The sequence below is a fragment of the Halobacillus sp. ACCC02827 genome, assembly GCF_030291935.1.
Taxonomy (GTDB): domain Bacteria; phylum Bacillota; class Bacilli; order Bacillales; family Halobacillaceae; genus Halobacillus.
In genome coordinates this window covers 1,293,801-1,314,643 of record NZ_CP128168.1, presented here as the reverse complement: position 1 = coordinate 1,314,643, position 20,843 = coordinate 1,293,801, and the positions used below count along the sequence as shown (strand labels likewise).

20 protein-coding genes are annotated in these 20,843 nt (G+C 48.4%); 5 read left to right on the top strand and 15 right to left on the bottom strand.

From position 1 onward, the window contains the following. Nucleotides 1-19: 19 nt before the first annotated feature. Together QRD89_RS06975 and QRD89_RS06970 are read right to left on the bottom strand one after the other, a co-directional pair. Entirely contained in the window at nucleotides 20-625 is a 606-nt protein-coding gene (locus QRD89_RS06975; protein ID WP_008637426.1) for an ArsR/SmtB family transcription factor, read from the bottom strand. A gap of 118 nt (nucleotides 626-743) precedes the next feature. Then, nucleotides 744-1,937, bottom strand: a complete 1,194-nt coding sequence (locus QRD89_RS06970) for a DUF819 family protein (protein ID WP_008637425.1) — start codon at nucleotides 1,935-1,937, stop codon at nucleotides 744-746. A 234-nt stretch (nucleotides 1,938-2,171) separates the two neighbouring features. Here QRD89_RS06970 and QRD89_RS06965 point away from each other — a divergent pair, with 234 nt between their 5' ends. After that, nucleotides 2,172-3,407 (top strand): dicarboxylate/amino acid:cation symporter, encoded by a 1,236-nt coding sequence (locus QRD89_RS06965; protein WP_286096586.1) that lies wholly within the window; start codon nucleotides 2,172-2,174, stop codon nucleotides 3,405-3,407. A 177-nt stretch (nucleotides 3,408-3,584) separates the two neighbouring features. Here the strand turns inward: QRD89_RS06965 and dacB are convergent, their stop codons facing one another. Further along, on the bottom strand, nucleotides 3,585-5,078 hold the full coding sequence (gene dacB, locus QRD89_RS06960) for a D-alanyl-D-alanine carboxypeptidase/D-alanyl-D-alanine endopeptidase (protein ID WP_062514086.1): 1,494 nt from the start codon (nucleotides 5,076-5,078) through the stop codon (nucleotides 3,585-3,587). 239 nt (nucleotides 5,079-5,317) lie between these two features. Then, nucleotides 5,318-5,533: a hypothetical protein gene (locus QRD89_RS06955; protein WP_026578497.1), complete on the bottom strand. Its 216-nt coding sequence runs from the start codon at nucleotides 5,531-5,533 to the stop codon at nucleotides 5,318-5,320. A gap of 395 nt (nucleotides 5,534-5,928) precedes the next feature. Between QRD89_RS06955 and yfkAB the strand changes: the two genes are divergently transcribed. Further along, nucleotides 5,929-7,053: a radical SAM/CxCxxxxC motif protein YfkAB gene (gene yfkAB, locus QRD89_RS06950; protein ID WP_026578496.1), complete on the top strand. Its 1,125-nt coding sequence runs from the start codon at nucleotides 5,929-5,931 to the stop codon at nucleotides 7,051-7,053. 253 nt (nucleotides 7,054-7,306) lie between these two features. Here yfkAB and QRD89_RS06945 read toward each other — a convergent pair whose 3' ends face one another. The 4 genes from QRD89_RS06945 to QRD89_RS06930 form a co-directional block, all read right to left on the bottom strand. Then, nucleotides 7,307-8,011 (bottom strand): hypothetical protein, encoded by a 705-nt coding sequence (locus QRD89_RS06945; protein ID WP_286096585.1) that lies wholly within the window; start codon nucleotides 8,009-8,011, stop codon nucleotides 7,307-7,309. Continuing rightward, on the bottom strand, nucleotides 8,004-8,879 hold the full coding sequence (locus tag QRD89_RS06940; protein WP_008637410.1) for an ABC transporter ATP-binding protein: 876 nt from the start codon (nucleotides 8,877-8,879) through the stop codon (nucleotides 8,004-8,006). The genes QRD89_RS06945 and QRD89_RS06940 overlap by 8 nt, the downstream gene beginning before the upstream one ends. Continuing rightward, nucleotides 8,876-9,244, bottom strand: a complete 369-nt coding sequence (locus tag QRD89_RS06935; RefSeq protein ID WP_008637408.1) for a GntR family transcriptional regulator — start codon at nucleotides 9,242-9,244, stop codon at nucleotides 8,876-8,878. Before QRD89_RS06935 ends, QRD89_RS06940 begins: the two co-directional genes overlap by 4 nt. A gap of 272 nt (nucleotides 9,245-9,516) precedes the next feature. Beyond that, a complete protein-coding gene (locus tag QRD89_RS06930; RefSeq protein WP_286096584.1) occupies nucleotides 9,517-11,259 on the bottom strand; it encodes a solute:sodium symporter family transporter in 1,743 nt (580 codons plus the stop codon). Nucleotides 11,260-11,641: 382 nt separating this feature from the next. Here QRD89_RS06930 and QRD89_RS06925 point away from each other — a divergent pair, with 382 nt between their 5' ends. Beyond that, nucleotides 11,642-11,941: a spore morphogenesis/germination protein YwcE gene (locus QRD89_RS06925; protein ID WP_008637402.1), complete on the top strand. Its 300-nt coding sequence runs from the start codon at nucleotides 11,642-11,644 to the stop codon at nucleotides 11,939-11,941. A 196-nt stretch (nucleotides 11,942-12,137) separates the two neighbouring features. On the opposite strand, the gene QRD89_RS06920 is transcribed toward QRD89_RS06925, so the two are convergent. The 5 genes from QRD89_RS06920 to qoxA are packed head-to-tail and all read right to left on the bottom strand — an operon-like array spanning nucleotide 12,138 to nucleotide 16,287. Then, entirely contained in the window at nucleotides 12,138-12,365 is a 228-nt protein-coding gene (locus QRD89_RS06920) for a hypothetical protein (protein ID WP_008637400.1), read from the bottom strand. Nucleotides 12,366-12,389: 24 nt separating this feature from the next. Next, nucleotides 12,390-12,776, bottom strand: coding sequence for a cytochrome aa3 quinol oxidase subunit IV (gene qoxD, locus QRD89_RS06915; RefSeq protein WP_008637398.1), 387 nt, complete (start codon nucleotides 12,774-12,776; stop codon nucleotides 12,390-12,392). After that, nucleotides 12,777-13,382, bottom strand: a complete 606-nt coding sequence (qoxC, locus tag QRD89_RS06910) for a cytochrome aa3 quinol oxidase subunit III (RefSeq protein ID WP_008637396.1) — start codon at nucleotides 13,380-13,382, stop codon at nucleotides 12,777-12,779. A gap of 1 nt (nucleotide 13,383) precedes the next feature. Continuing rightward, a complete protein-coding gene (qoxB, locus tag QRD89_RS06905; RefSeq protein ID WP_026578495.1) occupies nucleotides 13,384-15,324 on the bottom strand; it encodes a cytochrome aa3 quinol oxidase subunit I in 1,941 nt (646 codons plus the stop codon). An 18-nt stretch (nucleotides 15,325-15,342) separates the two neighbouring features. Further along, nucleotides 15,343-16,287: a cytochrome aa3 quinol oxidase subunit II gene (gene qoxA, locus QRD89_RS06900; RefSeq protein ID WP_008637393.1), complete on the bottom strand. Its 945-nt coding sequence runs from the start codon at nucleotides 16,285-16,287 to the stop codon at nucleotides 15,343-15,345. A gap of 300 nt (nucleotides 16,288-16,587) precedes the next feature. Here qoxA and QRD89_RS06895 point away from each other — a divergent pair, with 300 nt between their 5' ends. Further along, nucleotides 16,588-17,187 (top strand): YgjP-like metallopeptidase domain-containing protein, encoded by a 600-nt coding sequence (locus tag QRD89_RS06895; RefSeq protein WP_286096583.1) that lies wholly within the window; start codon nucleotides 16,588-16,590, stop codon nucleotides 17,185-17,187. A gap of 53 nt (nucleotides 17,188-17,240) precedes the next feature. Here QRD89_RS06895 and zupT read toward each other — a convergent pair whose 3' ends face one another. Further along, on the bottom strand, nucleotides 17,241-18,050 hold the full coding sequence (gene zupT, locus QRD89_RS06890) for a zinc transporter ZupT (RefSeq protein WP_062513111.1): 810 nt from the start codon (nucleotides 18,048-18,050) through the stop codon (nucleotides 17,241-17,243). 224 nt (nucleotides 18,051-18,274) lie between these two features. Then, the gene (locus QRD89_RS06885; RefSeq protein WP_286096582.1) at nucleotides 18,275-18,910 is read right to left on the bottom strand and encodes an SIMPL domain-containing protein; all 636 of its coding nucleotides are present in this window, start codon (nucleotides 18,908-18,910) and stop codon (nucleotides 18,275-18,277) included. 122 nt (nucleotides 18,911-19,032) lie between these two features. On the opposite strand from QRD89_RS06885, the gene QRD89_RS06880 reads away from it, so the two are divergent. Next, nucleotides 19,033-20,502, top strand: coding sequence for a flavin monoamine oxidase family protein (locus QRD89_RS06880; RefSeq protein WP_286096581.1), 1,470 nt, complete (start codon nucleotides 19,033-19,035; stop codon nucleotides 20,500-20,502). Nucleotides 20,503-20,843 lie beyond the last annotated feature (341 nt).

Below are 20,843 nucleotides of genomic sequence, written 5' to 3'. Positions count from 1 at the left end.
AGAGACCTCCACCCCCACTTCATGTCTCTCCCTTTTTCCCAAACCGACTTTCCTCTATCTGCAAACCGAGCATGTGAAAATAATACAGCTTCGCATCTTCTGTCGGTTCCGTACGTTGAATCGATGCAAGTTCTTCCATTAAGTCGGAGAATTTCTGCTGCCAGGCCAGAAAGTCCTCCTCCTTTGCATGAATTTCATAAGCGGCGGATCGGTATTTCCAGTCTTCCGGTTTTTTAGACAGGGAATCATTCTCCAGCGACTCCTCCGGCACAGATAAAACCCGCTGTTTGGAATGATCGAGCATGGCGAGCATCATCTGCCGGATTGGACCCGACACCTCTGCGTTTGGCAGCAGTTCGGCATCCGGTACAAACCCGCGGGCTACCGTTTGATAGAACTTCTGGACAATCCCGTTCTTTTCTTCCGTTCTAGCAATTTCCAAGAGCCCGTTCTTCTCCAACTCTTTCAAATGATAATGGATGCGGGCTCTTGAGAGCTGATAGATTTCAGAAAGCTGCTGACCGGTCTGCGCCTTCCCCATCAGACGCAGAAGCAGGTCCGACCGGAACGGATCCGCCATCGCCTTCAGCTGGTCGTGGGTTGTTAGTATTTTTATGTCCTCCACTAGACCGTTCACTCCTTTTTACTCGGTAAAATTTATTTAACTGTAGTATCAACCACAAAGAAGGAATTGTCAATAAGAAAAGCCGCTTTCCTTCATCAAAAGGAAAGCGGCTTTTCTATCAACCTCCGGCAATCATACGTGCGAGCTGACCACAGAGCAGAGCAGCATAGGTTCCGACGACGTTACCAAGGATCCCCATCAGCAGGCCGACAGGGGCAAGCGCAGGCTGGAAGACCGATGCGACGATCGGTGCAGAGCTTGTCCCTCCGATATTCCCCTGTGAACCGACGGCGACAAAGAAGAGCGGCGCCTTCAATAAGCGGGCCGCAAGGAAAATACACAGCACGTGGATGGCGAGCCAAACGATTCCCATCAGGATAAATTGCGGCGCTTCCACAATATCCAGAAGGTTCGCCTGGCTTCCGATCCCCGCCAGGAACAAGTAGATGCCGGCATAACCGATCTTACTGGCTCCATAATATTCGAGGTTCCGCACCTTCGTAAAGGACAAAAGAATTCCGACGGCCGTAATGATCAAGAACGTCCATGTCGACGTATTCATGACCTCCGACTTCGGAATAAAGGAAAGATCGGCAAACTGACGGACGAGAAACGAGCCGGCAATACCGATGGACAGAATTCCGAAGAGCTGCGGAAGCTCGAGCGGTCTGGCATTCTTCTCCACGTCTGTCGCGATCTCCTCATTCACCCGTTTAATGGTGGAGTTATCCGCACCATTCCATTTATTGAAGCGGTTCTGGAAGTTGGCAAGCGAAATCATGACCCCCATCCAGCCGATTCCGACGATCGTATCGGTCAAAATCATCGGGCTTAGTATATGATCCGGCGTATCAAAGGCTTCGATCATGGCTCCCATGTTAGCCGAGCCGCCGATCCAGCTTCCGGCAAGCGCCCCGACACCTCGCCACGCATCCTCAGGGAGAATCCCCTGGAACAAGGCGAACGCAATCGGTCCCCCGATCACGATGCCGATCGTACCCGCAAAGAAAACGAGCACGGCCTTCGCGCCAAGCTTGAACGTTGCCGGTACGTTCGTACTGATCATTAACAGCAGCAACCCGGCGGGAAGGATATACGTACTCAAAAAGCTGTACACATCCGAGCTCTGCGGGATGATTCCGAACGTCGTCGAAAGCATCGGAAGGAAATACATCCAAATAAGCGGAGGAAGATAGCCGAAGAATTTCTTCAAAGGCTTATACTCCATCGTTGATAACATGAACACGATTCCCACGACAGCGATAAGATAAGCGAATACCGCCATCGGTTCCTGTATAAGTGCGTGGTCCATAAACTTCTTACATCTCCTATCTGAAACCATTAGAAATTTGAAAAAATTACAGATATGTAATTTTGCATTTTGCCAGTTTAGCACACAACCGCAGGAAAAGGAATTCATTGAACTTATGCATTTTTTTCCTCTATATACGCAAAATGACATGAGAGAGTATCGATCGAATATTACGCTACTGCAATCGGCACGGAACTGCTATACTGGGTCTATTGCTTATAAAGAGGTGAAAGTATGAAAAAGATTTGGCACTTATACAAAGATTCTTCTTTTCTATTGAAAATGACGCTCGGTTTCCTGCTCGGGATCGGAGCCGGCATCCTTTTCGGTCCGTCCATGGAGGCGGTCAAACCGCTCGGTACGATATTGATCAATTTGTTGAATTTGATCGCTGTTCCGGTCATATTCCTGACCGTCGTCCTTGCGATCAATCAAATGAACCCGAGGTACCTTGGCAGAATTGGAGGGAAGCTGCTCGTCTATTACGGCATAACGACCGCTGCAGCTGTCCTTATCGGGGTAGCACTCGCCCTGTGGATCAACCCGGGAGCCGGGCTGGAACTGCCAAACGCGGATGTCGAAAAGCCGGAAACGCCCGGATTTTCCGATGTACTGCTTAACATCGTCCCGGACAACTTGTTCGCTGCGTTTTCTTCCGGGGAGCTGATGGGCATCCTTTTCCTTGCCGTCATCACCGGCCTCGCTTTGGTGAAGATGCGCTATTCGGACAAGGACGAACTCAAGAAATCAGGAGAGACGCTGCACCAGTTTTTCTCGGCGGCCAATGACCTGTTCTTCCTGCTTCTGCAGGGGATCCTTCTCTATGCGCCTGTCGGAATCTTTGCGATCGGTGCTTCGACATTCGGCAGTCAAGGCTGGGAGACCTTCCGCTCGCTGTTCGCGTTTACCGGTGTGTTTTACTTAGGTGTCCTTCTGCTTTGGCTGCTAGTATATACGTCTTTCTTGAAACTCGCGAAGTGGCACGTTCGTGACTTTTTCTCTAGTACGAAGGACGCCTATGTTACGGCATTCTTTACATCAAGCAGTATCGCTTCCCTGCCCGTTGCGATGGAATCGGCGAAGAAAGCCGGCATTTCCGATCGGATTGTGAACTTCAGCCTACCGATCGGAGCCGTGTTCAACTCGGATGGCGGCGCCCTGCGTATGGGTGTTTCCATCGTGTTCGCCGCCAATGTGACAGGGCTTGATTTAACCGTCATGGACTTCATCACCATCGTCGTCATCGGCACACTGCTGTCGATCGGGACAGCGGGCATTCCCGCGGCCGGACTCGTCACCCTCGCAGCCGTGCTTACGATGTTCAACCTCCCGCTTGAAATCGTCGCCTTAATTGCAGGCGTTGACGTCCTGATCGGAATGGCAGGAACGGCCTCGAACGTATTCGGTGATATGGTAGGATCCGCTTTTGTGGATAAAAAAGAAACCGACCGTACCAATCCAGAATCATAATTGTCCAATCAAAAAAGGATCAGAGCCTTCTCTGATCCTTTTTCCATATAGTCGGGAAACTTAAGAGCGCCTTGACTTCAGGTTGTTGAAGAAGTAATTTTCTTTGGCCGGTGAGCCTGATGGACTCTGCCCATTCCTCTCCACACGATGCCGCAATCGATCTTCCATAATCAGTAATTACTCTTCCTCTACAAATCGATGTTCCGCCAGAATGACTGCGATCCGGTCTTCCAGGTCTCCGACATCCTCGACCAGGTAATTATTCAAAACAATAGAGAAAATAAGCTTCTCTCCGTCTTTTGTCGTCACATAGCCCGATAAAGAGGAAACCCCTGTCAACGATCCGGTCTTTGCCTGTACGTTATCCTCGGCAGCCGTGTCCTGCATTCGGGAACGGATGGTGCCGCCGACGAACCGTTCGGCATTCCCTGCAACGGGCAGGGAATTCAAATAGGCAGAGAACCATTTTTCGTCCTGGACCTGATAAAGCAGCTCCGATATTTCATGAGCGGGAATCATGTTGACATGGGACATCCCGGAACCGTCTCTTAATCGGAGGGTGGACGTGTCGACACCGGCGCTTTTCAGATAACTATCCACGACTTCAAGCCCCTTCTCCCAGCTGCCTTCGTCATGGACGACTTTCCCCATTTCCTTCACCAGCACCTCCGCATGGCCGTTGTTGCTCAGCTTCATGAACGGAATAAACAGCTCCGCAAGCGGCATCGATTCATGAGTGATCAGCTTGAGAGCTTTCTTTGGTGTCCGCTTCCCTTCCTTGTTTTTTCCTTTCACTTTGATCCCTTGTTCCTCCAAGGCGCTTCGGAATACGTCCAAAGCAAGTCCGGTCGGTTCCGATACGGCTATCCAAGAGCGGGATCTGCTTGAGTCGAGAGGAATCGTTCCTTCCACGATGATCCGGTTCGTTTCATGCTCCCTTTCCATCGATATATCCCTCTCCCCATCTGCCGGCACCGTTTTCGTCCGGTTGATGATTTTCACATAATCCGTCTTCGGCGTGACTTCCACCCGAGCCGGGTCCCCTTCCTTCTCTGCCGGATAGGCAGCGACGATGACCGTCCCGGCATCGTAATCTTCATTCGGCGCCACGGTCAAAGCAGAGACCTGCGCACCGTAGTAGTGGGTTTCATCGTTCCACGTAATGTCTTCAGAAAGCCGGACGTCGTCATACCATGTGTCGTCCGCGATCAAATCCCCTTTCACCTCTCGTATGCCATTCTCCTTCAATTCTTCCGCCATCTTCTCAAGGTCTTCCATCATCAAGGTCGGGTCTCCCTTGCCTTTCAAATACAAGTCGCCATGCAGCTTATGCCCCCGAATCGTCCCCTCTGCATAGACTTCTGTAGAAAATGTATAGTCAGGACCAAGCTGATCCATCGCCGCGGCCCCACTGAACAGCTTCATATTGGAAGCCGGCTTCAGCCTTGTGTGAGCATCATGCTCATATATCACTTCGCCGGTTTCCGCCATCCGGATACTGACCCCGGCAAGAGCCCCTTTCAAATCTTCATCTGCAAGCACCGTATCCAGCTTCTTCTTCAAACCCGATTCCTCCTTTGCCGCATCCACTTCCGATTCCGCAGGAGCTTGGTACGAGGAAAACATTAAAAAAGATGCAAGCAGCGGAACGACGACGTGCTTTTTCTTCATTGAAATCATATATGTATGGGCCTCCCATCCAGTTTATTTACTTATAACCATAGCAAAGAACTTCATCTATTGTAATAATTTTCTAATAATTCTGACTAAAACAGACCGTTAGCCGGAGGTCAATGGTCCATCTTTATTCTATGCGAGAGAGGGAACTTTACCCTTTCCGTGCTGTTTCTCCTACTGAAAAGACCGGAACCCGTCAGACGGGTTCCGGTCTTTTTTAGAGAGATGGACCCTCAGCCATTTACTTTTCGGTTATAGTACACGCGGGACAGGAAGTAGACGGCGACTCCTCCAATGAGAATGGTATACTGCCAGCCGCCGTCGCCCCCTTTCGTAATCTGATTATAGATCGACCAGATCAAGAGTACGACGGTATAATAGACAAACCCATTCTTTGCCGCCCTACCGCTTTGGTGTTTCTCCATTTCGTCCTGCTTCTTCCACTTCATTTCTTTTCCTCCTCATACGAAAACAGCTCGTCTACGGATGTTTTTACCGGGAGAGACAATGGAAAGGCGGGTTTCCGTGTCGAGTCGCATTAATCGTCTGCCTCGTCACCAGGCGCCGTTTTGCCAGTACATCCGGAGAGTTCTTCCTCGTTTTCCTTTTGGACCGGATGCAATTATTTAATCAGAGGTCCCCTCATTATGTAAAAACTTTTCACATATTCAGTATAGAGAAAGAAACAAACATGTCAAAACCTTTTTACATTTAAAAGCTTTTCCAAAAAGTCCGATGTCCCCGGAGAAATCCGAGCAGGAATGGTATGGTTATCTCTAGAATAGTGTTAGAATAGGAAGGGTTTGTCCTAAACCAATTTTAATAGAAAGGAAGTTTCATACTTATGAGTACCAACATGAAGCTTCAAGAACTCTCCCCATCCTTTGATCCTTGGGAAGCTTACATGGATGTAAAGGAACACGGAGACATGACGTTATCCAACATAGAATTTACGACGACGACACTCTGCAACATGCGCTGTGCGCACTGTGCTGTCGGTTATACGCTGCAGTCGAAGGACCCGGATGCCTTGCCGATGGACCTGATCATTAATCGTCTGGATGAAATCCCTCACCTGCGCACCTTGAGCATCACCGGCGGAGAACCGATGATGTCGAAGAAATCGGTCGACAATTATGTCCTGCCGCTTCTTAAATATGCCCATGAGCGCGGAGTTCGGACTCAGATTAATTCCAATCTGACGCTGCCGTACGAGCGCTATGTTCCGATCATCCCTTATCTCGATGTGCTACATATTTCTCATAACTGGGGAACAATCGAGGAGTTCGTTACGACCGGCTTCGCCCGCATGGAAAGAAAGCCGTCGGAGGAGGCACGCAGGAAGTTCTTCGACCGGATGGTGGAGAACTCCCAGAAACTCGCCGCAGAAGGCGTCATGGTATCTGCAGAAACGATGCTGAACAAACGGACATTCCCTTATCTGGAATCGATCCATGACCATGTCAAGGAAATGAAGTGCGCCCGCCACGAAATCCACCCGATGTATCCGGTCGATTTCGCTAGCGCGCTTGAAACACTGAGCTTGGAAGAAATGCGGGAAGGTATCAACCGCCTGCTGGATCACCGTGATGAAGATATGTGGATGCTGTTCGGCACGCTGCCCTACTACCCTTGCAGCACTTCCGACGAAGATTTGGACATGCTGAAACGTTTGTATAGTGCAAAGAATGTAACGGTCAGAAATGATCCGGACGGACGTTCCCGCCTGAATGTAAACATCTTCAGCGGCGATATCATCGTGACCGATTTCGGAGACGAACCGGGCCTCGGCAACATCCAGGATACGAAGCTGACGGACGCTTACCAGCAATGGATGGAAACAGACACAGCAAAAAGCCTGAACTGCCACTGCCCCGCTGTCGAATGTCTCGGACCGAACGTACTCGTCAAGAACGCCTACTATTCCGATATCGACTTCCAGAAACGAAAAGCCAAGATCTCCTTATAAAAAGGACGAAAGCCCCGCTGATAGGTATCAGCGGGGCTTTCAGCTTTTTGAAGAAGTGATTCCCAGCTAGGGAGAGGGCGGGGTCCGGGAAATGGGACGCTTTCCACGCGGCGGCCGGTGAGCCTCCTCATCGCGTTGTTCTTCCAGAGTCTCTCCTGTCCCTCTAATCCCGTCGGAGTCTGCCCATTTCCCTCTACCCTTTGCCGGAATGATCCCTCCCATAATTACTGCTGTTCCTTTCACCAGGACGCTCTTATCTTGCTCTTGCAGCAGTCGTCGAGGCTTTTCTTAGGACCATCCAGCTCGGAACGAAAGTCAACAGGGCTGCAACCAGAAGAAGGAAGAAATCCACGTGAAGCGTCATCCCCTGAAGTCGAAAAACCTCACTGAACAGATAATCCTTCGTGACAGGAAGCATCATCAACACCCCAAAGACCGCCACCCCGCTGAAGCCTCCAATAAGGCCGTATCGGTAAAAGACGGAACCGAGCAGGAACCCGATGGAGATGAACAGAAAGAACAATAAACCAAGCACCCAGATCTCGTTATACCAGGCTGCCTGCACATCCAACATGTCCATAAGGGAATAGTGACGGATGCTTGATATCTTTTCCGCATCCAGGACTGCCCGAAATCCACGTACAATCCCGAGATGAACCATGGATAAAACGAGAGAGAAAAACAGGCTGAAAGCGAACGTACCGAACAGATACCGGGTACGCGTCGTCCCCATTTTCACACAGAACGGGAAAGTTTCCTTCGTCATATTAAGGCCGGAAATGACACAGAAAACGAAGACGATGGGACTTGTAAAGACAATCATGGAACTGTCCGGAACAAGAATAGAAAGCAGCGTAAACCCCACGAGCGTCGCCGTTAATATGCTCCAAAACACTAGAAAGGAAAAGCGGTAATCGATTAATAAATAATAGAAAATCCCTTTTAAATCCCTAAGCATTCTTCTCCACCCCTTCGAGTTCCGTCAAATGAACCATGATGCCCTGCATGGAAATATGCTCCGCTTCAAGCCCGGCATTTCTGGCGCCTTCAAGCGAATAGCCCTCTCCATACAACCACACCGTTTTCATCCCCATCATTTCCTGCTCTTTTAATACATGCTTATCCGTGGTGAAAGCATCCACCTTTTCTTTCATGCCGGCGACCTTCAAGCTCTTCTGAACCATCGCTTCCGCCTGATCGTGAAACATGATTTCACCATTATGAAGCATGATCACCTCTTCAAACAGCCGGCTTACCTCATCAATCAAGTGCGTCGAAAGCAGAAACGTACGCGGAAATTCTTGAAATTCTTCCAGCAACAAGTCATAAAACATATACCGGGCAGCTGCGTCGAGTCCGATATACGGTTCGTCGAATATCGTAATCTTCGCCCTTGAAGACAGACCGATGATGATTCCAAGCGCTGATTCCATTCCTTTGGAAAGTCCGCTGGCGTTCGTGCGTGGGTGCAGGTGGAATTTCTCCATGAGGCGGTCAGCCGTTTCCTGGGACCAATTCGGGTAAAACATGGAGACAATCTTCAACACATCTTTAATTTTCAGGCGCCGCTTAAAGTTGCTCGTCTCATTGATCAGGCATATATCCTGCAGCACCGTCCTATTATCAAACGGGGACTGCCCATCCACCAGCACCTCCCCGGAAGTGGGAAGCGTGTGACCGGCCAAAAGCTGCATCAAGGTCGTCTTTCCTGCTCCGTTCTTTCCAAGCAGCCCGTAGAATTTATTTTCTTCCAGCGTCAGGTTGATCCCGTTCAGCGCCGTTTTCTCTCCATACTTTTTCGTCAAGTTCTTCAGTTCGATTTTCATTTGATTCCCGCCTCCCCTAATAGACGATCCAGCTCTTCCTTATCCAACCCGATTTTCTCTGCTTCCTCCTTCAAAGGAAGAATATACTCTTCATAGAAAACCGTTTTACGCTTTTTGAGTACGATAGCCCGCGCACCTTCTGCAACAAACATGCCGATTCCCCTCTTCTTGAATATGATCCCCTCATCCACCAGCAGATTGATTCCTTTGGCAGCCGTCGCGGGATTGATCTGATAGAACTTGGCGAATTCATTCGTTGATGGGACCCTTTCCCCTTCGGTTATCGATTGATCCAAAATGCCTGCTTCGACTTTTTCCGCTATTTGTTGAAATATCGGCTTGTCGACCGCCAAATCACGATCCATAAAAGCACCTCTTCGTTGGTTCATTAGTTATGTAACTAACCATATAACTAGGATGGTGGAAAGTCAAGAAATATTTTACAAATAAAAAAAGCTGTCGGGTACATTCCCGGCAGCTTCTCGCTTCAGTTTCTTCGAAATAAGCACACAATACACGTCCAACAGCAGGTATATCCTTCGACTACTGCTTCATACCGCTCTTGTTTTGTCATGTATGATCCTCCTCATCCACAACTTTTTTTATATAATTTCCTTCCTCTACTTTCATTAAACGCTCACTTATGCAGCTGGGTCACTTTCGGAGAAATAGGACCTGCTTTCACTCTTTCTCTCCGCGTTTCCGTTCGCTTGAAGAACCAGAAGACGGCTCCAAGCAGTGCGAGTGATCCGATCATGAAGACGACGGACAGCGGCGAGTAGCCACCTGCAGATTCTGCGATTCCGATCGGAGAGAAGAAGACATACATCGCGATCATCAAACTAATGGTGAAAATGGCGAAGGCCTTCGCATGTTTCCAAGGGGTCAAGTCCACTTTTCCTGCATCGAGAAGAACATAAGGTGTGATGCGCGGTTTCAGTTTTCCTACCAGCACCATAATAAAGATGTTCAGCGGGAACAGGATGGCGAGGACATAAAGGAAGTTGACATGCCCGAGAAAAACCTTACTCAACGAATAGGCGATCAAGTGAACAATGATCGTAATCTTCGGTGCACTGGCCGGCACATATTTGCTGAAGAAGCCGACGAGGACCATGGCAATGATCGGCAGGTTATAGAATCCGAACATCTCCTGTAAGTAACTGTACAGTCCGGAGGGTGCAAATATGATAAATGGTGCGACGATCACGGAAACGAGAGCCAGTGCTCCTGCGAAGAATCGTCCCGCTTTAACAAGCTCCCTCTCGGATGCTTCCGGTTTAAAAATCGGTTGATATATATCAAGCGTGAATAACGTAATCGAACTGTTCAAGGCAGCATTGAACGAGCTTAAGATTGCTCCGAACAAAACGGCAGCTAGAAATCCTGACAGTGCAAGCGGCAGGACATCACTGACGAGTGTCGGATAAGCCATATCCCCTGTAGGAAGAGTATTTCCGTAAAGGAAAGAGGCGATGATTCCCGGCAGGACGAGGAAGAATACCCCGAATATCTTGAATAAACCGGCGAACAAGACTCCCTTTTGCCCTTCAGCCAGATTCTTCGCAGCGAAGGTCCGCTGGATGATGGACTGATTCGTACACCAGTAAAAAAGATTATTGAACAAGAGTCCTGTCAACAGCACCGTCCAGGGTACCGAGGATTCATGATTACCAATTGCGTTCAGCTTAGCGGGATTCTTATCGATCAATTCTTTAAAGCCGCCGACAAGATCTCCTCCGCCGATCGCCACAAGTGCAAGGATCGGAATCAAGAGACCGCCGATTATGAGACCGATCCCATTAATAGTATCACTGATTGCACAAGCCCGTAGCCCTCCGAAGATAACATAACCGCAGCCGATGATGCCGATTGCTGCCGCCACGATGGAAACAGTCATGATCTGACTCGTACCTGCAATGCTTGATAAAGAGAAAATGCTGTCCAGCACCAACGCTCCAGAATAAAGGACCGTCGGTAAATAGGCGACCGCATAACCAAGAAGGAAAAGGACAGAAACGATCTGTCTCGTTTTTCTGTCATACCGCTGCTCAAGGAAATCAGGAATGGTCGTGATGCCGGACTTCAAATACCTTGGAAGAAATACGAACGCCATCAGGATGAGCACCAGTGGACTCGTCACTTCCCAGCCCATGACTGCCATGGTCTCTGAAAATCCCTGTCCGTTCAAACCGACAAGCTGCTCCGTCGAAAGATTGGTTAATATTAAAGACCCTGCGATGACGACGCCCGTCAGGCTGCGCCCTCCCAGAAAATATCCATCTGAACTGGAAAGATTCGTTTTCCGCGTTTTGAACCACGAATACCAGGCGACGAATATGGTGTAAAAAAGAAAGCTGAAGATGATGATGCCTATCATATGAAATCCTCCCTAAGTTATGTAGTGAAAAGATGACAAGAACGAAATGTTAAATCCTCCCTGTTTTTTTCACTTAACTCAGAGATACCCCGGCGAAAAAAAGCCAAAACTAAAGTAAGCGATTGCAATGTTATTTTTCTAAAAAACCATCAAATCATACGGAAGGACCCCGCCCTTTTTTTGGAGGATATTTCTGCCTTCAGACACTTTTTATTCCTAAATATGAACAAGCTTAAAGCCTGTATTATCAAGGGTCACAGCAATAAGCAAGCCTATTTTTAAATAAATTTCGAACATTTTGTGTCCAAAATAAGAAATTTCTGTTACAATGAATACAAAGAAACCGTTTACACAAACTAGTGTAACAAAGGAGATGAATATAATGGGTGTAGCATCCATGTTCTTGTTGTTGGCGACAGTGACTCCGATTTTGTTTCTGATGATGAAGAAACCTGCTTTTGCGATCGTTCATTCTGTCTTGCTTATGGGCATGTGGGTCTATTACTTCCAAGTACTCCTTTATACAACACCTACCGCATTCTCACCGACATGGACGATGTTCTACCTCGCCCTCATCGGTACACATATCGGATGGGTGATGTTCTTCATAGCAACCGTCAAAGAAGGCCCGATCTACAAACAGGCACTTCAAGAGAAAATCGAAGCGCCGGACAAAATATAATTCAGCGAAGTGAAAAGACCCCTTACCGCCTGCCGGTAAGGGGTCTATTCTGGGAGAAAAAGAAAAGCGAATTAAAGTTGGAAGAGGAAAGCTTCAAGAAGACTGCCTGACGCGCGCAAAAAGCGTTCTTTTTTTGCAGAACGCCCCTCTCCATAAAAAAAGCCTCTTCCTTACTATTAAGGAAGAGGCCTTTCTGTTATTGATCCTCGATCGGCTGCGCTTTGAACAGCTGAATCATCGCCTGAACAAAAGCGACACCGCTCAGGATATAGAGAACGAAAGTCGGTTCATAATGAGAATACATCGCACCTGTAAGAGAGAAAGCCGCCAATACGACACATAGAACAAACCCGATCATATGCTTCCACTGCAAGCCTCCGATCATTGGTGCCTGCTCATTGTCCATCTGCTGTTTCTGTTCCATTACTTTCTCCCCCTGTTTGATGTATTAATGCCCGCTGTGTTCTCCACTGTCCATATTCATTTCCTCGTGATTCATGTTTTCCATGTCCCCGTGGTCTCCGTGTTCCCCGTGTTGGAACCCGAAGGACATCGTGAATAAGGAACCTGCTACGAGAATCGCAGCAAGAGCGAAACCGTGGAACATCATATTCCATGGAACATGACCGCCACCGCTGCCCTTTTCTGTGATGTGCATGAACATGAACAACTGAACACCAGCCTGAAGCAGCGCCAGAATCAGAATACCTGAAATGATCACTGCAACTGGAAGGTCGGAATTGATTGCTGCCCAGGCAGCGACAAGCGTCATAACGACGGATAACAAGAATCCTATTACGTGACTAGTCGGTACTTTCTTTGACGTATCTGCCATCTAGACCACCATCCCTATCAGATAGACAGCTGTGAAGATGAAGATCCACACAACGTCCAGGAAGTGCCAGTACAAACTGACGATAAAGAATTTTCGACTTGTCTTTGTTGTAAGTCCGCGTTTTCTTAGTTGGATCAGAAGTCCGATCGCCCAGCCGATACCAAGGGTTACGTGAAGCCCGTGGGTTCCGGCAAGGACGAAGAATGCTGACCAGAAGGCAGCCGACTGCAGTGTCGCGCCTTCGTGCGTATAATGGAAGAACTCGAAGATTTCGAATCCAAGGAATCCTAAACCAAGGGCAAGCGTTATGATCATCCATAACGTCATGCCTTTGACATTCCCTTTACGCATTTGGTGAATCGCAAGTCCACACGTGAAACTACTCACCAAAAGCAGGAACGTCATGATTAACACGATGCCTGGCTCGAACAACTCACCAGGTGTCGGTGCATCAGCTGTACGGCCGAATAGGACGGCATACGTTGCGAACAGCGTAGAGAAAAGTACGACTTCGGCTCCAAGGAAAATCCAAAATCCGAGAATACTCATCTGTCCTTCTTGCGTCCGGTATTCTAATGGACCTGTTTTCAATTCTTCTGCAGCCATATCATAACCCCCTCGCTTTTCGCTCGATGCGTTTCACTTCATCGACGCTTACATAGTAACCGTCATCGTAGTCGAAGGAACGGATGATCATCATGATCACACCACCAACAAGACCGAAGATCGCCACAGGCATCCACTCGAAGACGAGACCGAAGCTTCCGATGAACAGGAATGTCATCATGATGATCGGCTGCCCGGTGTAACTCGGCATGTGGATCGGCTTCAATTTCGATTCGTCGAATGTCGTTTGACCTTCTTCTCTCATGCGCTCATACGGGTCGATACGATCGACGTATGGTACGGTAGCAAAGTTATAGAACGGTACAGGAGTTGTCGTAGACCACTCAAGCGTACGTCCATGGCCCCAGGAGTCGCCGCTTGTTTCACGTTCTGCATAGCGGTAGCTGTAGTAAACGTTGTAAACGAAGACGATGAAACCAAGTCCCATTCCAAATGCACCGACAGTAGAGATGACGTTCAATGGAAGCCACTCGACTACGTTTGTGATGAACAAACGACGAGGCATTCCATCCAAACCTAGGAAATACTGCGGGAAGAAGCAGACATGGAAGCCGGCAAAGAACAACCAGAATGCCCATTTCCCGAGACGTTCGTTCATCTTGTGACCGAACATCTTCGGATACCAGTAAGTCAAACCTGCGAAACAACCGAAGACTGTTCCGGCGATCAGCACGTAGTGGAAGTGCGCGATCAGGAAGTAAGAGTTATGGAACTGGTAGTCCGCTGCTGCCATACCGAGCATAACCCCTGTCACCCCGCCGAGTACGAAACTCGGAATGAAGGATAGAGACCAAAGCATCGGTACGGTAATTTCGATTTTCGACTTGTACAATGTCGCAAGCCAGTTAAAGATTTTAACCCCTGTTGGTACAGCGATCAACATCGTCGATACAGAGAAGACGGAGTTTACGAACGCGCCTGCTCCCATCGTGAAGAAGTGGTGTACCCAAACAAGGAAACTCAGTAGTGCAATAATGATCATGGACCAAACCATGGCGTTGTAACCGAACAAACGTTTCTTCGCGAAAGCCGCAATGACTTCGGAGAAGATACCGAATGCCGGCAGAATAACGATGTAAACCTCAGGGTGTCCCCACATCCAGAATAAGTTCGCCCACATCATCGGCAGTCCTTCTCCGGTCAGTGTGAAGAACTGAGCACCGAAGATACGGTCGATCGTCAATAGCGCAAGCGCTACAGTAAGGATCGGGAATGCGAACACGATGATGAAACAAGTAACCAATGTCGACCATGTGAAGATCGGCATGTGGAACAGTTTCATACCAGGGGCACGCATCTTAAGGATGGTTACCATCAAGTTGATTCCGGTACCCAATGTACCGATACCCGAGAGCTGTAAGCCCATCAAGTAGAAGTTCTGACCTGGTCCTGGACTCATTGCCGCACCTGCAAGCGGTGTGTAACTTGTCCAACCAGCGTCCGGTGATCCCCCGATGACGAAGGAAATGTTGAATAGAATAGCTCCGAATGCAAACGACCAGAAGCTGACAGCGTTCAAATAAGGGAACGCGAAGTCACGTGCTCCGATTTGCAATGGAACGATAATGTTCATCAAACCGATAAGGAACGGCATCGCCATGAAGATGATCATGATCGTACCGTGTGTCGTAAAGATTTCATTATAGTGTTGGGAATCTAGGAATCCAAGACCTGGAAAAGCAAGCTGGATCCTCATCATTAAGGCGTCGACACCACCACGGAATAACATGAGCAGTGCAGCCAGGATGTACATGATTCCGATTTTCTTATGGTCGACGGTAGTCAACCATTCACGCCAAAGCCAGCCCCATTTCTTGAAATACGTCAATACGAAGACGATTGCGATCGAAACGAGTGCAATCGACACCATAGCGCCGTAAATAAGCGGTTCGCCGGTGACTAATATATCAGTAATGTGCATGTCCTCTCACCTGCTTTCTTAATCGAATGTTTCTTGTGTTTCAACCTCGTCGTTACCTAAGTGAAGCTTCTCTCCATAAAGATCGAAGTATCTGTCAACGACGTAAGACGCTCCTTCATGTGTACCGTGATCAACAAATTCCAAGTGCGTAGAGGAATAAGATGATTTGTCTGTCAGACCAGGTTTGACCAAATCATTGTATTGATCCTGTGTAAGTTCCGGAGACTCGTTCTGGATATCGCTGACCCAGCTGTTAAAGTTCTCTTCGCTTTCCGCATGAACTTTGAACGTCTGTGCTGCGAAACCTTCTCCGTTGAAGTTGGAGTTACGTCCATCGTAGACCCCTTCTTCATCTGCCTGAAGATAAAGCTTCGTCATCATTCCTGCCATGTTGTACTTCTGACCACCGAGTGCCGGGATCCAAAGTGCGGACATGGAGTCTGCGGATGTCAATCGGAATTCGATCGGACGATCCGTCGGAATGTGTAAGTAGTTCACTGTTTCAATGTCCTGTTCCGGATAACTGAAGAACCATTTCCAATCCGCCGCTGTCGCATAAACGACCAGAGGTTCTTTCGCCTCTTCTCCTGCAGCAGGTTCTGGAGGTTTCTCCAGGTCGAACAATGTAGTGACCGTCGGGATCGATAGTAATGTAACGATAATGATCGGAATAACTGTCCAAACAACTTCAATAGCTGTGTTACCGTGAAGGTTCGGAGCATAGTCCTTATCGCCTCGACCAGGACGATCGCGGTACTTGATGACCATATACGCAAATAGTGCAAAAACAACCACGACAATTCCAAGCATGAACCATAAGGAATATACGATTAGATCTTTCTGGCTTTCCGCCACTGGACCTTTCGGGTTAAGCACAGTCATTTGCCCACAGCCGCTCAGGAACAATACCAGGCTTAGTGGAAGTAGTCCTAGCCATCTAGAACGCAGATGTTTAGCTTTCATTTGTTTTAACCCTCCTATCAGACTATTATTTATAAGTACAAGAATGAGACATCTATGACTCTCATCCATACTACTAGGGCTTGAATGATTATATCAGATTTTGTAGAATTTCACCTCCCTTTCACAAATATTTCACATTAACAGGCGCATCTTTGTTAACTTTTTGTTACAATCAAGCGTTTACATGCTATTTACTTCCATTTATTAATAAATTTGTAACACTTTTATCTCAATCTTGGACTTTTGACGGAATCTTCCGTCTCCATTAAACTGGTTAATAGAATAAAGGAGAGAATACTAATGCAGACCATCGTATATGATGACAAAGAAATACACTATGACCTACATAAAAAACCGGATGTCCCGTTTATCAAAATTTATATGGACGATTTGAACGGTGTACAGGTGACGGCTTCTTCTAATAAAGAAGAAACACGGGTCCGCGCATTCGTCGAGAAGAAAGCCGGCTGGATCATCGATCGTTGGTGCGGCACCCATGAAGACTTATACATCTTGGATACGATCGATTTTAAGGAAAAGGAACAGCGGATTCCTTACCTTGGCCGCTCCTATAAGCTGAAGATTCATCCGGAAACAGACTCGACCGAGGCTTCCTTCGCCTTTCGTAAAGGAGGGTTCGCCTTCCATTTCCCACAGGAGTGGAACGAAGAGAAGCGTCAGGAAGCCTGGCGGGAGCAGACAAAGGCATGGTTTAAACAAAAGGCTGCCGATAAGCTCGCCTCCCTTGCAGAGGAAACCTCTGTATCCATCGAAGAGGACCACATCCGTTTGGGACGTAAGCATAAGGACGGCATTCAATTGAACTGGCGGCTCGTCCATCGCCCGAAAGAAACGACCGCCCGGACAATCCAGGACCTGATCGAAGAAAAAGCATACTGACATAAAAAACCCTTCCACCTATATAGTGGAAGGGTTTTTTCGATGAGTAAAATTCAGATGAATAGCAATAAGCTGAGCGCCATCACAGCCATACCGGCTACGACACCGTAAATGGATAAGTGTGCTTCCCCGTACCGTCTCGAAGCCGGAAGCAGTTCATCAAGGGAAATGAAGACCATGATTCCGGCAACACCGGCGAACAACACTCCGAACATGACATCATTCAGAAACGGCATGAGAATCAGAAAGGCGAGAATAGCACCAAGCGGCTCAGATAACCCGCTCAAGAAGGAAAGCTTGAACGCCTTCTTCTTATCTCCTGTAGCAAAGTACACCGGTACGGATACAGCGATCCCCTCCGGGATGTTGTGGATCGCTATGGCTGCGGCAATCGCAATCCCAAGCGTCGGATCATTGAGCGCAGCTGTGAACGTGGCAATCCCTTCCGGAAAGTTGTGAATCGCTATAGCAAGTGCCGTGAAGGTCCCCATCTTCAGAAGAGCCGGGTCATGGACAGCGGAAGCACCGCCGCTCTTCATATCTTCGACTTTCTTCACTTCGTGCGGATTTCCGGCTTTCGGAATCAAGCGGTCAATCAGAGCAATGATGAGCATTCCGCCGAAGAAGGCACCGACCGTCGACCACTTCCCAGGGACTTCACCGAGCGCACTCGTCAGCGAATCCTGCGCTTTAAAGAAAATTTCCACCATCGACACATAGATCATCACCCCTGCCGAAAAGCCGAGTGCCAGTGACAGAAACCTCGTGTTTGTCGTGGAAGTGAAAAAAGCGAGCACGCTGCCGATCCCGGTCGCCAATCCTGCAAATAATGTGAGCCCGAAGGCTAATAATACATTTTCCATACTACCTCTCCTTCTATCTCGTACTATCTAATCGACATTTTACTCGAAGTTTTTCCTTAGTGCAACTTTTTTTGTTTCAGTTATATTTTATGCGCCTATGTAAAAAACGTACCTTTTCCTCGAAAAAATTATCTTGTTTCTTTTCAACCTTCTGCATAGATTGTCCCTTTTCAGAATCTGCTATGTCCGCTGTACGCAAAAAAACCCACAGGCACCTGTGGGGATCAAGGCAAATATTGAAACCACACCTCCACGGCTGCGGACGCCCCGATCGTTCCCGGCTGAATCGGCGTGGCGGAACCTTGGAGCATCTGTGTCTTCTGGAACGGCTGTACAGGCTGCGTACCATTCGTGATTTCCGTCATACGGATCGGCGTCGGGTCAAGCTGCACAGCCATCGTTTCTGCCATTGTTCCTGCATGGGCCACGGCGCCTGCCAGGGCTTTAGTCAATGCCTGTTGATAAGCCTGTTCCGGATTCCTGATGGTGAATGTAATGCTGGAAACACGGTTGGCCCCATTGGCGACAGCGGTATCGATTAAATAACCGGTCTGTTCCACCTGGTCGATCGTAATTTGAAGGAGATGGGTCACCTGATACCCCCGAAAGACCTGGCTCCCGTCCACGTAGTCATATTCCGGAAATATCGTATATTGCGATGTTTGGATCGCTTCTTCCGGAACACCCGCCTGCATCAGCTGCCGCTTCACTCTCTCCGTGACAGCGGCATTTTCTTTCTGTGCCTGCTCCAGGCTCTCTTTCTCTGTCACGACACCGACCTCTAATACGGCTCTGTCCGGAATGACGTCGACTGTCCCGCTTCCGGTCACCTTCATGATTCGCCCTTCTCCATGCCTCATGTTCCATTCCTCCCCTTTTTTTCATTCGATGTCGCGGCTTTACGGATTATGCCTGGAAAAGGGAACAAAATCTCATAATGGACGGCATTCAATTGGAATATATAGTAAGAGGGGGTGTTTTCATGCACACGAGGAAACCTGAAGAGCTGTCCTACCCGGAAGATTTCCTGAACATCATCCGGCAGGGACTTCCGTCCGCGGAAAACAAAAAGAAGGTCATCATCATCGGTGGAGGGATGGCCGGGCTCGTAGCTGCGGCGCTGTTAAAGAGCGCCTCCCACGACGTGACGATCCTGGAAGGGAACAATCGGCTGGGAGGACGTGTTCATACTGTCAGAAAGCCGTTTTCACAAGGGAACTACCTCGACGTCGGTGCCATGCGCATCCCTTCCAACCATCTGCTCGTGCAGGAATATATTAAAGGCTTCCAGCTTCCGACCCAGCTGTTTGCCAATACAAGAGACACCGATGTTCTGATGGTGAATGGGAAGAAAGTCTATAAGAGAGCGTATGAAGAAAACCCGGATATCCTCGACTACCCTGTCAATGAAGAGGAAAAAGGAAAAACCGCACAGGAATTGTTTGTGGAAGCTGTCGGGACCTTTTTTTCAATATATGAGAACAGCACGGAGGAAGAACAGGAGAAGCTGCGCAAACAATTCTCCTCCTATTCGATGGGAGAATACCTGCGTGAGAATCCTCTCGGCCCGTCGCTCTCTTCAGACGCCGTCCGCAAAATTAAAGTGCTGCTCGGAATTGAAGGGTTTCCGGAATTTGCGTTTCTCGACATCTTGACCGACATCACCTATCCGATCTTCAACGAAGGGACGACGTTCGTCGAAATTGAAGGCGGCAACGACCGCCTTCCTTATTCCTTCTATCCATACCTCGCATCCGACATTCATTTGAACCAGCGTGTAGAGCGGATTGTCCAGTTCCCGGATAAAGTGAACGTCTATACCGTTGATACACAAACGAACGCCCAAAGGGTTTGGGAGGGAGATTACGTCTTGACGACCATCCCTTTCACCACCTTCCAATTCGTCGATGTGTATCCTCATGACTCGATCTCCTTCAAGAAAAGGGAGGCCATTCAGGAAATCATCAACGTCCCGGCTGTCAAAATCGGAATGGAGTTCAGCCGTCCGTTCTGGGAAGAGTATCCCATCGGCAACGTCACCTCCGACCTGCCCATCCGGTTTATGTATCTACCGAGCCACGGGCAGGGAAAAGATGGGCCTGCCGTCCTTCTGGCTAGTTATTCATGGGGACAGAATGCCATGCTCTGGAACAGTCTGACGAAAGACCAGATTGTCAAAGAGGTGCTGGAGAACCTTTATTTGATCTATGGTCCTGTCGTCTATGAAACCTACATGCAGACCGTCGTTTACAACTGGACCAGGAACCCATTCTCCGCCGGATGTTTCACCTTATTCACCCCCGGACAAAGCCGTGACCTCGGAGACGTGATCACCAAGCCGGAGGGCCGGATCCACTTCGCCGGCGAGCACACCTCCTCCTTCCACGGATGGATCGAAGGGGCGGTGGAATCAGGCATCCGCGCCGCGAATGAAATTCATCATCGTTCCTGATACCTGAAAAAGATTGCGGCGTATCAGGGACCTTTCAACGAAGAAATCCATCCTATGTAGATAAAATAATTAAAAGCTTTCTCTAACGGGAAGGCTTTTTTCAGGCTATCAAGAAAAGCGCTTGGGACAGTAACTGGAGGTAACACATTTATCTAATGAAACGAGCTAGAAAGAATATCTTACCTATAGTCCCCGTCCTATTCCCATTAAAGAATTTCCACTTATTGTGGAAGGCTCCGTTTCGATATATTAGGAGTTAGTACCGTTTCAAGATAACTATTCCCGTGCAGGGAAACAAGATTCCATGTAGGTTTCAACACTTGGAAATAATATTCTCTCCG